The 9,316-nt window shown below is 67.0% G+C and carries 10 protein-coding genes and 1 tRNA gene; 4 read left to right on the forward strand and 7 right to left on the reverse strand.

Annotation, left to right across the window (positions count from 1 at the left end):
• Positions 1 to 67 precede the first annotated feature (67 nt).
• Positions 68 to 859, reverse strand: a complete 792-nt coding sequence (gene trpA / locus NHG85_RS09030) for a tryptophan synthase subunit alpha (protein ID WP_253331628.1) — start codon at positions 857 to 859, stop codon at positions 68 to 70.
• Positions 860 to 924: 65 nt separating this feature from the next.
• Positions 925 to 1,359, reverse strand: a complete 435-nt coding sequence (locus NHG85_RS09035; RefSeq protein ID WP_253331630.1) for a VOC family protein — start codon at positions 1,357 to 1,359, stop codon at positions 925 to 927.
• A gap of 135 nt (positions 1,360 to 1,494) precedes the next feature.
• Here NHG85_RS09035 and ychF point away from each other — a divergent pair, with 135 nt between their 5' ends.
• Positions 1,495 to 2,592 (forward strand): redox-regulated ATPase YchF, encoded by a 1,098-nt coding sequence (ychF, locus tag NHG85_RS09040; protein WP_253331632.1) that lies wholly within the window; start codon positions 1,495 to 1,497, stop codon positions 2,590 to 2,592.
• A gap of 69 nt (positions 2,593 to 2,661) precedes the next feature.
• Here the strand turns inward: ychF and NHG85_RS09045 are convergent, their stop codons facing one another.
• Together NHG85_RS09045 and NHG85_RS09050 are read right to left on the reverse strand one after the other, a co-directional pair.
• Positions 2,662 to 4,110 carry a UdgX family uracil-DNA binding protein gene (locus NHG85_RS09045; protein ID WP_253331633.1) on the reverse strand — a complete coding sequence of 483 codons (1,449 nt, stop codon included), beginning with the start codon at positions 4,108 to 4,110 and terminating at the stop codon, positions 2,662 to 2,664.
• A gap of 12 nt (positions 4,111 to 4,122) precedes the next feature.
• Positions 4,123 to 5,355 carry a putative DNA modification/repair radical SAM protein gene (locus tag NHG85_RS09050; protein WP_253331635.1) on the reverse strand — a complete coding sequence of 411 codons (1,233 nt, stop codon included), beginning with the start codon at positions 5,353 to 5,355 and terminating at the stop codon, positions 4,123 to 4,125.
• A 90-nt stretch (positions 5,356 to 5,445) separates the two neighbouring features.
• Here NHG85_RS09050 and NHG85_RS09055 point away from each other — a divergent pair, with 90 nt between their 5' ends.
• Complete coding sequence (locus NHG85_RS09055; RefSeq protein ID WP_253331637.1) at positions 5,446 to 6,333, forward strand: metallophosphoesterase; 888 nt, start codon at positions 5,446 to 5,448, stop codon at positions 6,331 to 6,333.
• Between the two features lie 76 nt (positions 6,334 to 6,409).
• Positions 6,410 to 6,499 (forward strand) — tRNA-Ser (locus NHG85_RS09060).
• A gap of 268 nt (positions 6,500 to 6,767) precedes the next feature.
• Here the strand turns inward: NHG85_RS09060 and NHG85_RS09065 are convergent.
• The 3 genes from NHG85_RS09065 to NHG85_RS09075 form a co-directional block, all read right to left on the reverse strand.
• Positions 6,768 to 8,249 carry an inorganic phosphate transporter gene (locus NHG85_RS09065; protein ID WP_253331638.1) on the reverse strand — a complete coding sequence of 494 codons (1,482 nt, stop codon included), beginning with the start codon at positions 8,247 to 8,249 and terminating at the stop codon, positions 6,768 to 6,770.
• Between the two features lie 93 nt (positions 8,250 to 8,342).
• Positions 8,343 to 8,816, reverse strand: coding sequence for an NUDIX hydrolase (locus NHG85_RS09070; protein ID WP_253331640.1), 474 nt, complete (start codon positions 8,814 to 8,816; stop codon positions 8,343 to 8,345).
• Between the two features lie 56 nt (positions 8,817 to 8,872).
• Positions 8,873 to 9,037 (reverse strand): hypothetical protein, encoded by a 165-nt coding sequence (locus tag NHG85_RS09075; protein WP_253331642.1) that lies wholly within the window; start codon positions 9,035 to 9,037, stop codon positions 8,873 to 8,875.
• A 60-nt stretch (positions 9,038 to 9,097) separates the two neighbouring features.
• Between NHG85_RS09075 and NHG85_RS09080 the strand changes: the two genes are divergently transcribed.
• Positions 9,098 to 9,304, forward strand: a complete 207-nt coding sequence (locus NHG85_RS09080; protein WP_253331644.1) for an RSP_7527 family protein — start codon at positions 9,098 to 9,100, stop codon at positions 9,302 to 9,304.
• The last annotated feature ends 12 nt before the right edge of the window (positions 9,305 to 9,316 follow it).

The following is a 9,316-nucleotide window of genomic DNA, read 5'->3' on the forward strand; positions in this document are numbered from 1 at the left end:
GCAATGAAAACAGCGCCCGCGTAGGGGCGCTGTTGGATTCGCGTATTTTCGGAAAGATGAACGGGGGTCAGGCCGAATGCGCGCCGTCGGCCAGCGATTTCACGAAGGCCAGCACCTCGTTCACCGGTTTGCCCTCGGCGATCTGGCTGACGATGGCCGAGCCGACCACCGTGCCGTCCGCAATCCCGGCGATGGATTTCGCGGTCTCGGGCGTTCTCACGCCAAAGCCCACGATGATCGGCAGATCGGTCTGCGACTTGATCCGCGCGACTTCGGGGGCGACGGCATCGGCCTGCGCCTCTGCAGCGCCGGTGATGCCGGTGATCGAGACGTAATAGACGAAACCGGAGGTGTTCTGCAGCACCTTCGGCAGGCGCGCGTCATCGGTCGTCGGCGTGGCGAGGCGGATGAAGTTCAGCCCCGCCTGTTGGGCCGGGATACACAGCTCCGCATCCTCCTCGGGCGGCAGGTCGACCACGATCAGCCCGTCGATCCCGGCCTCCCTGGCCTGTTCGAGGAACTTGGGCACGCCGCGCGAATGGATCGGGTTGTAATAGCCCATCATCACGATCGGGGTCTGGTCGTCGGTCTTGCGCAGGTCGCGCGCGATCTCCAGCGTCCGGTCGAGCGTCATGCCCTGCGCCAGCGCCCGCTGGCCGGCGAGTTGGATCGTCGCGCCGTCGGCCATGGGATCGGTGAAGGGCAGGCCCAGCTCGATGATGTCGACGCCAGCACCCGGCAGGCCGCGCACGATCTCCTTGGAGGTCTCGAAATCCGGGTCGCCCGCCATGACATAGGCCACGAAGGCCTTGCGCCCTTCGGATTTCAGCCGCGCGAAAGTGTCGTCGATCCGTGTCATGCCCGTCCCCTCTGGCCCGATCCCCTCGCGGTTTGGGCCAAAGGGGGGCGGAAATCAATGGGGCGTCAGGCCGGGGCCTGTTCCGGCATCGGCACCTCGACCCCGATCATCCAGCGCGTGCCGAAGCGGTCGGTCAGCGTGCCGAAGCCCTCGGACCAGAAGGTCTTGGTGAACTCCATGTGGATCTGGCCACTTTCGGCCAGCGCGTCGAACACCGCGCGGGCGCGGGTCACGTCGGGCAGGTCGATGGTGATCGAGCAGCCCGCCATCTCGGGGCTGCCGCCCATGATGTCGTCGCTGGCATAGATCCAGCCCTCGCCGATCTTGAGCGCGGCGTGCATCACCGCCTGCGGGCTGGCTTCGGGGATGCTCTCGCGCATCTCCTGGGGGGCTTCGGAAAAGGTCATGACATTGGCCGGGGCCGCGTCGAAGATCCGGGCGTATTCGGCCAGCGCATCGGCGCAGTTGCCATGGAAGGTGATATAGGGAATCGGGATCATCGCGCGGGCTCCTTGCTGTATGGGCCGAGCATGGCACGCGAGCCCCCTTCGCACCAAGGCCCGCCGGCAAGCTTGGCTTGCGCGCGGGCGCGCCTGCGGATAGGACCGCCGCGATGTGCTGCTAGGAGGCGTGACATGGGCTTTCGCATGGGGATCGTGGGGCTGCCGAACGTCGGCAAGTCCACCCTGTTCAACGCGCTGACGCGCACCGCCGCGGCCCAGGCCGCCAATTTCCCGTTCTGCACGATCGAGCCGAACGTCGGCGACGTCGCCGTGCCGGACCCGCGGCTCGACAGGCTGGCCGAGATCGCCAAGTCCAAGCAGGTGATCCCCACGCGGATGACCTTCGTGGACATCGCGGGTCTCGTGAAGGGCGCGTCCAAGGGCGAGGGCCTGGGCAACCAGTTTCTCGCCAACATCCGCGAGACGGACGCCATCGCCCATGTGCTGCGCTGCTTCGAGGATGGCGACGTGGTCCATGTCGATGGTCGGGTCGATCCGGTGGCCGATGCGCAGGTGATCGAGACCGAGCTGATGCTCGCCGATCTGGAATCGGTCGAAAAGCGGCTGCAGAACATCGGCCGCAAGGTGCGCGGCGGCGACAAGGAGGCGGTCGATCAGGAGCGCCTGCTGAAGGCCGCCCTCGCCATGCTGTCGGAGGGCAAGCCCGCGCGCATGGTCGAGGTGTCGGACGATGACGCCAAGGCGTGGAAGATGCTGCAGCTGATCACCGCCAAGCCGGTGCTCTATGTCTGCAACGTCGAAGAGGCCTCGGCCGCCTCGGGCAACGAACACTCCGCCAAGGTCGCCGAGATGGCCGCCGCCGAGGGCAACGCCCATGTCGTGATCTCGGCCCAAATCGAGGAAGAGATCAGCCAGCTCGACGCGGACGAGGCCGAGATGTTCCTCTCCGAGATGGGCCTCGACGAGGCCGGTCTCGACCGGCTCATCCGCGCGGGCTACGAGCTTTTGCACCTCGAGACCTACTTCACCGTCGGCCCCAAGGAAGCGCGCGCCTGGACGATCCGGCAGGGCACGCTGGCTCCGCAGGCGGCGGGCGTCATCCATGGCGATTTCGAGCGCGGCTTCATCCGCGCCGAGACCATCGCCTATGATGATTTCGTGGCCTTGGGCGGCGAGCCTGCTGCCAAGGAGGCGGGCAAGATGCGCGCCGAGGGCAAGGGCTACACTGTCAAGGACGGCGACGTGATGCATTTCCTGTTCAACACCTGAGGTCACACTGGTCAGGCTTCCGGATACAGCGCGCCGCATCACCGATACGACGCGTTTTGCGTTGCAAGTTTACTGCGCGCGCAACTCTTCGAGATGCGCCTGCGCGGATTTCAGATCGGCGCGGAATTTCTCGGTCTCGTCCTCGCGCAGCGCCGGATCTGGCAAGCGCAACAGGTAGGAAGGGTGGACCGTCAGGAACACCGGCACGCCGTTTTCGGTCGCCTCGATCGTGCCACGCCGCGCGAGGATGCCCTTGCGCGAGCCAGTTAGGCTCTCGGCCGCGGTGCCGCCCATCGACAGGATTAGCTTGGGTTTGATCAATTCGATCTCGGATTGCACCCAGAAGCGGCAGGCCCTGATTTCCGAGGTGTTCGGGTTCTGGTGGATGCGCCGCTTGCCGCGTGGCGTGAACTTGAAATGCTTCACCGCATTGGTGACGAAGGCGCGGGAGCGGTCGATCCCGGCCTCTTTCGCGATGCGGTCGAACATCTGCCCCGCGGGCCCGACAAAGGGCCGCCCGGCAAGATCCTCCTGATCGCCCGGCTGCTCGCCCACCACCATGAGGTCGGCATCGCGCGGCCCCTCACCCGGCACCGCCTGCGTCGCGTTTTCGTAAAGCGGGCAGCGGGTGCAGGCGTTTTCTTGCGCACGAAGTTGATCGAGATCGTCGGCCATCGGGCGCAGAACGCTCGGAGCGGCGAGCCGCTCGGTGATCTTGGCCGCGCGCGGGGGCGGCAGGGTCGGTGCGGCGTCCTGCATGGCGCGGGCGCGGGTCTCGGCGCTGGCGATCATCTCGGGGATATGCCGCGCCTCGGGCAGGTTCTTCCAGTATTTCTTGGGCATCTCCGACATCATCGCCCCGACCTTGAGTCGGGTGGGGTTGAAGATGTTGCGGAAATAGGTGCCCCAAAGCTCTTCGGTCGCGTCCTCGGGGATGTCGGGCTTGGGCTGGCCCTCGGCGAAGCCGAGCGCGCCATCCTCGAACACCGCCGTGAGATCCGGCGTCGCGATCATCCAGTCCATGTCGGCAAAGCGGCGCGCGAAGAAGGGCGCGGTCGGCTCAAGCGTGTAATGCGTGGGCTCGAACCACGCGGCAAAGCGGCGGCGCGCGTCATCCGGCGCGCCGATCTCGCGAAACCGCACGAAGGCGGTCATCTTGTGCTTGTCGCGACGCACCGCCTTTTCCATCGCGCGCAGCTTGGCCAGATCCGCATCGCCACGATCCTCCATCAGCCCTTTTTCGGAGCCCAGCCGCCACAGCATCGCGTAGAGCCGGGCGAAGCGCTCGGGGTCATTGTGCCAGACCACGGTATTGGCCAGCTCCACGAAGCTGCGCGGCACCGAAATCGTCTTGGCCGCGGGCGCGATCTCCTCGGGCGGGGTGGCGAAGAGATCGGCCTCCGCCACGCCCCGGCTCCATGTCACCTCCGCGGGCGGCACCCCGCGCGACACGAGCCCCCGCGCGGCGTCGCGCCAGGCGGTGTCGGTTCCGATGTGAGGCAGGGCGACATGGGGCATGGGCACCAAACCTCAGAACAGCGACAGCTGTTCCGGCTTGGGCGCGAAGCGCGCGGCAAGATCGGGGCTGTCGAGCAGCGCGCCGGGGGTCCAGTCCGCGAGGCTGACGAAGGGGCGCGCATTCTTCATGTTGGCCCCCATCCGCGCCAGATCGTCCCAGCGCAGCCGCCGATGCCGCCGGGCCGCAATGATCCGCTGCACCGTGCGCTCGCCGAAGCCCGGCACGCGCAGCAGCGTTTCACGGTCGGCCCGCATCGGATCGACCGGAAAGGCATGGCGATTGCGCAAGGCCCAGGCGAGCTTGGGGTCGATCGAAAGATCGAGATTGCCGTCCGTCCCGGCGGTGATCTCATTTGCGTCGAAGCCGTAGAACCGCATCAGCCAATCGGCCTGGTAGAGCCGATGCTCACGCAGGAGCGGCGGCTTGATCAGCGGCAGCTTGGCAGTGGCATCGGGAATGGGCGAAAAGGCCGAGTAATAGACGCGCTTCAAGCCGTAGGAGGAATAGAGCCGCGTCGACTGGCCGAGGATCGTCGCATCGTTCGACCCATCCGCGCCGATGATCATCTGCGTCGATTGCCCGGCGGGCGCGAAGCGGGCGGGTCGCTTGCCGGTATGGCTGCGGTCCTTCGACGCCTCCTTGCGCAGCCGCACCCCCGCCATGGCGCGGCGGATGGTGTCGGGCTTCTTCTCGGGCGCGTATTGCGTCACGCTGGCATCGGTCGGCATCTCGACATTGATCGAGACCCGGTCGGCATAGAGCCCGGCCTGCTCGATCAGCTCCTGGCTCGCCTCGGGAATGGTCTTGAGGTGGATGTAACCGCGAAAGTTCTCTTCCTCGCGCAGCTTTTTGGCGATGCGGACCATGTCCTCCATCGTCTTGTCCGGGCTCTGGATGATGCCAGACGACAGGAACAGCCCCTCGATGTAGTTGCGCCGGTAGAACTCCAGCGTCAGCTTCACCACCTCGTCCACCGAGAACCGCGCGCGCTCCACGTTGGAGGAGACCCGGTTCACGCAATAGGCGCAGTCGAAGATGCAGAAGTTCGTCATCAGGATCTTGAGCAGGCTGATGCAGCGCCCGTCCGGCGCATAGGCATGGCAGATGCCCGAGCCTTCGGTCGAGCCGAGGCCCTTTCCGTCCTTGGAGTTGCGTTTCGACGTGCCCGACGACGCGCAGGAGGCGTCGTATCGAGCGGCGTCCGAGAGGATGGCGAGCTTGCGCTCGAGGCTGTGCGTTGTCATGAAGTTCAGGTAATGTTCATGCCCTCGCGGAACAAGCGCGGCAGCCTGCGACAGCTTGTCCGGCAGCGCCATCCCGCTAGGTCGGGGCTCATGCAGCCCATCGACGCGATCCCCGACATCCATGCCGACCCCGACCGGCTCGAACGCAGCCTTGATGCGGTCGAACCCGGCGCGCGGATCGCCTTTCTGGGCGATTTCATCGACGCCTTGCCGGGGCAGGCGGCGGTCTCGGACCGCGCCGTGCTGGAACGGGTGCGCGATCTGGTCGAGACGAAGCGCGCCGTCGCGGTGATGGGCAATCACGAGCTGAACGCGATCCTGTTTCACCGCCTCGGCATCGACGGCGCGGCGCTGCGTCGCCACAGCCCGCGCAACCACGCCCAGCATCGCAGCTTTGTCGCCGATTTCGGGATCATGACGCCGCAGGCGCTGGGTTGGACGGAATGGTTCCTGACCCTGCCGCTGTGGCGCGAGGAGGGTGGGCTACGTCTCGTCCACGCCTGCTGGAGCGCGCCCGCGATCGAGACGGTGGCCGCGCGGCGACCCGACGGGCGACTGCGCGCGGCGGACCTGCCCGAGATCGCCTCCCGCTCGACTCGTTTCGGCCAGGCGGTGCAACTGCTGGTGACGGGGCCGGAGCAGCGCCTGCCGGAGGGGATGGGCTTTCACGACAGCCACGGTGCCATGCGCCGCCGCGTCCGGCTGGCCTGGTGGCGGCACGGAGCGAAGAGCTGGCGCGACGCCGCCCTCTCGGTCCCCGATCCCGAAGAGCTGCCGCGAACGGCACTGCCCGCACACCCGGAACTGTCCTTCTACCCCGCCGATGCGCCGCCGGTGCTGTGCGGCCATTACAAGATGCGCGGCGCGCCCTGCATCGAGGCGCGCAACGTGGCCTGTCTCGACTATCCCGACGCCCCCTGCATCTACCGCTGGCGGGGCGAGACGCGGCTCATGGACGAGCATCTGCAGGCGGTCTGAAAACGCGTGGCAGTTTTCTGCAAGATGGCCGATTTCACCCTTGTTTTCATCCCACACGCCGCATAGACACACCGGCGGAGACGTGGCCGAGTGGTCGAAGGCACACCCCTGCTAAGGGTGCAGGCGGGAAACCGTCTCGAGGGTTCGAATCCCTTCGTCTCCGCCATTACCCCCTTCAAATTCACAGAGCTACTATTGTACGGGTGTTTCGTCTTGCGAGCCATGTGCATCGTGCAGGCGCGTTCCCCTATCGGAAGCCTGCAATCATAGGAGCCCTTGGTCTTGTGGCGCCGTGCGGATGTTCGATCGAATGATCGAGGCGTCTGCCGCTGGAGGCCGGCGAAACTTGTTCCGGCGACAAAGCACCCTTCTAAACTCCGGCCGCCTCGACCGATCCCTCGGGATCGGAACGAGACGGCGCATGGTCCGAGGCGTCAGAAGCCGATCTGGCGCAGCAGCACGAAGCACAACGCCGAGAGCAGCGCCGCGGCGGGGACGGTGATGACCCAGGCCGCGATGATGGTGAGGAAATGCGAACGCCGCACCAGCTTGCGCCGCGCGCGCTCCTGCTTGGCGATCCGCGCCGCGGGCGGGCGGCCGTCGTTGATCTTGCGGGCGCGCCGCTCGGCGTGCCACTCGCGGAAGAAGCCGACGCCGAAGACACCGCCCACCGCGATATGGGTCGAGCTGACCGGCAGGCCGAGCCACGAGGCGGCGATCACCGTCACCGCCGCCGAAAGCGCCACGCAATAGGCGCGCATCGGGTTGAGTTTGGTGATCTGGCTGCCGACCATGCCGATCAGCTTTGGCCCGAACAGCACCAGGCCGACCGAGATGCCGACCGCGCCAATCACCATCACCCAAAGCGGGATCGCGACCTCGCCCGCCACGCCCGAGGCCTGCTGGGCATAGACCACCGCCGCGAGCGGCCCGACCGCATTGGCCACGTCGTTGGCGCCATGGGCGAAGGACAGCAGCGCCGCCGAGACCACCAGCGGCACCCTGAACAGCACCTTGAGCGACTTGTTGCGGTTCTCCAGCCCGACGGATTGCCGCCGGATCAGCGGCCGCGACAGGGCGGTGAAGAGCATGCCCGCCGTGGCGCCGATCGCCAGCGCGGTCAGCATGTCGATCTTGACCAGCCGCTTGAGACCCTTGAGCGCGAGATAGGCGGCGAAGGCGGCGGTCATCAGGCCGATCAGCACCGGCACCCATGTGCGCGCGGCGGCGATCTTGTCCTCGACGTAGATGATGCGCCACTTGATGAAGGCGAGCATCGCCGCCGCGATCACGCCGCCCAGAACGGGGGAGATGACCCAGCTTGCCGCGATGGCGCCCATGGTCGGCCAGCTGACGGTCGAGAGGCCCGCCGCCGCGATGCCCGCGCCCATCACGCCGCCGACCACCGAATGGGTGGTCGAGACCGGCGCGCCGACCCAAGTGGCGATGTTGACCCAGATCGCGGCCGAGAGCAGCGCCGCCATCATCGCCCAGATGAAGATCTGCGCATTGGCGAGGCCGGCGGGATCGATGATCCCCTTGGAAATGGTCGAGACCACGTCGCCGCCCGCCAGAAGCGCGCCCGCGCTTTCGCAGACGGCGGCGATGACGATCGCGCCGGCCATCGAGAGCGCCTTGGCGCCGACGGCGGGGCCCATGTTGTTGGCGACGTCGTTGGCGCCGATGTTGATCGCCATGTAGGCGCCGAAGGCGGCGGCGACGACGACGACGAGGCTTTGCGGCTCACCGCCGGTCAGCACCGCCGCGACGAGCGCGGCGAGGGTGACGAAGACGAGCGAGGCCCCGACGCCGACGAGCGGACGCGAGGCATACATCGAGGCGGATTCGAAGCGCGACAGCCGGTTCAGGTCCCGGTCGAGCGTCTTCCACTGATGCGAGGGATCGTTCTGGGTCAACGGTCGGCTCCTTGCGGGCGGGGGCGGGGCGAGAGAGGGCGAGGCGAAAAAGAGCGGGACGAAGGACGGCAGCGGCGGGCAGGGCGCATCGGCTCAGGCGCGCTTGCGAAGGCCGGCGGGCAGATCGCGCAGCAGCGTCTTGAGCTGCGGCTCCTCGACCTTCTCGGCGGCCTCCTCGGGCGACATCCAGCGCCGTTCGCGCCGGTCGGCCTCGGGAAAATCCGCCTGCAGCTCCGCCCCCTCGAAGGCGTAGACATCCACATCCGTCACCACCGGCACGTTGCCGCGCAGGCGCTTGGTGTAGCGGTAGCGCCCGATCAGGCCCTGTCCGCCGCCCACGGGGCGGATGCCGGCCTCTTCCCAGGCTTCGTCGAGCGCGGTGCCCTCGGCGTCGAAGCCCTTTTTCGGCCAGCCTTTCGGCAGGATCCAGCGCTTGGTTTCCAAGGAGGTCACCAGCAGCACCTCAAGGCCCCGGTCGCTCTCGCGGTAGCACAGGGCCGCCACCTGGTAGCGCGGAGGACGCCGCAAAAGCGGCGCGATGAAGTTCATCCAGAGTTTGGCTAGCACGGCAATTCACCTGAATTGTTGAAGCCCAATCGTCTAGACCGGTGGCAGGCGTCGCATCAAGCATCGTGACCGGATTTTTTGCACATCCCGCAGGGCTTCGCGACGTCGAACGGCGTCGCCACCCCGTTTCGCGCATCATGGCGGTCCCGGCCGGGCCGAATCGCTTCAAAGCCGCGCGCCGCCTGCTGCGGGCGCGCGGCGCAAGTGCTGCGCGCGGTCATGCGTTTGCCGCATGGCGGCATTGACTGGCATTCGAACGCAAACACGCCCATTTGGCAGGCATGAGGGCGATGAAGCCCCCAGTTGTTCCAGATGAGCTTGTGATGACCCATAACGATCTCTACGCCCGCCCGACCCAAGCCGAAATCGAAGCCCTCATGTCCGAGGCACGGCAGATGCGCGCCGATCATGTCGCAGACGTTTTCCGCGCCCTGGCCCGCAAGCTGCGCGGCCTGACCCTCGGCGGCAAGGCTTCGGCCGCGGCCTGATCGCGATCGGCG

The organism is Limimaricola litoreus, assembly GCF_024159025.1.
Classification (GTDB): Bacteria; Pseudomonadota; Alphaproteobacteria; order Rhodobacterales; family Rhodobacteraceae; genus Limimaricola; species Limimaricola litoreus.

What these genes read in the sequence shown, in the direction of transcription:
- trpA (WP_253331628.1), bottom strand. Translation starts at nt 859, where the DNA reads ATGACACGGATCGACGACACTTTCGCGCGGCTGAAATCCGAAGGGCGC.
- NHG85_RS09035 (WP_253331630.1), bottom strand. Translation starts at nt 1,359, where the DNA reads ATGATCCCGATTCCCTATATCACCTTCCATGGCAACTGCGCCGATGCG.
- ychF (WP_253331632.1), top strand. Translation starts at nt 1,495, where the DNA reads ATGGGCTTTCGCATGGGGATCGTGGGGCTGCCGAACGTCGGCAAGTCC.
- NHG85_RS09045 (WP_253331633.1), bottom strand. Translation starts at nt 4,110, where the DNA reads ATGCCCCATGTCGCCCTGCCTCACATCGGAACCGACACCGCCTGGCGC.
- NHG85_RS09050 (WP_253331635.1), bottom strand. Translation starts at nt 5,355, where the DNA reads ATGACAACGCACAGCCTCGAGCGCAAGCTCGCCATCCTCTCGGACGCC.
- NHG85_RS09055 (WP_253331637.1), top strand. Translation starts at nt 5,446, where the DNA reads ATGCAGCCCATCGACGCGATCCCCGACATCCATGCCGACCCCGACCGG.
- NHG85_RS09075 (WP_253331642.1), bottom strand. Translation starts at nt 9,037, where the DNA reads ATGACCGCGCGCAGCACTTGCGCCGCGCGCCCGCAGCAGGCGGCGCGC.
- NHG85_RS09080 (WP_253331644.1), top strand. Translation starts at nt 9,098, where the DNA reads ATGAGGGCGATGAAGCCCCCAGTTGTTCCAGATGAGCTTGTGATGACC.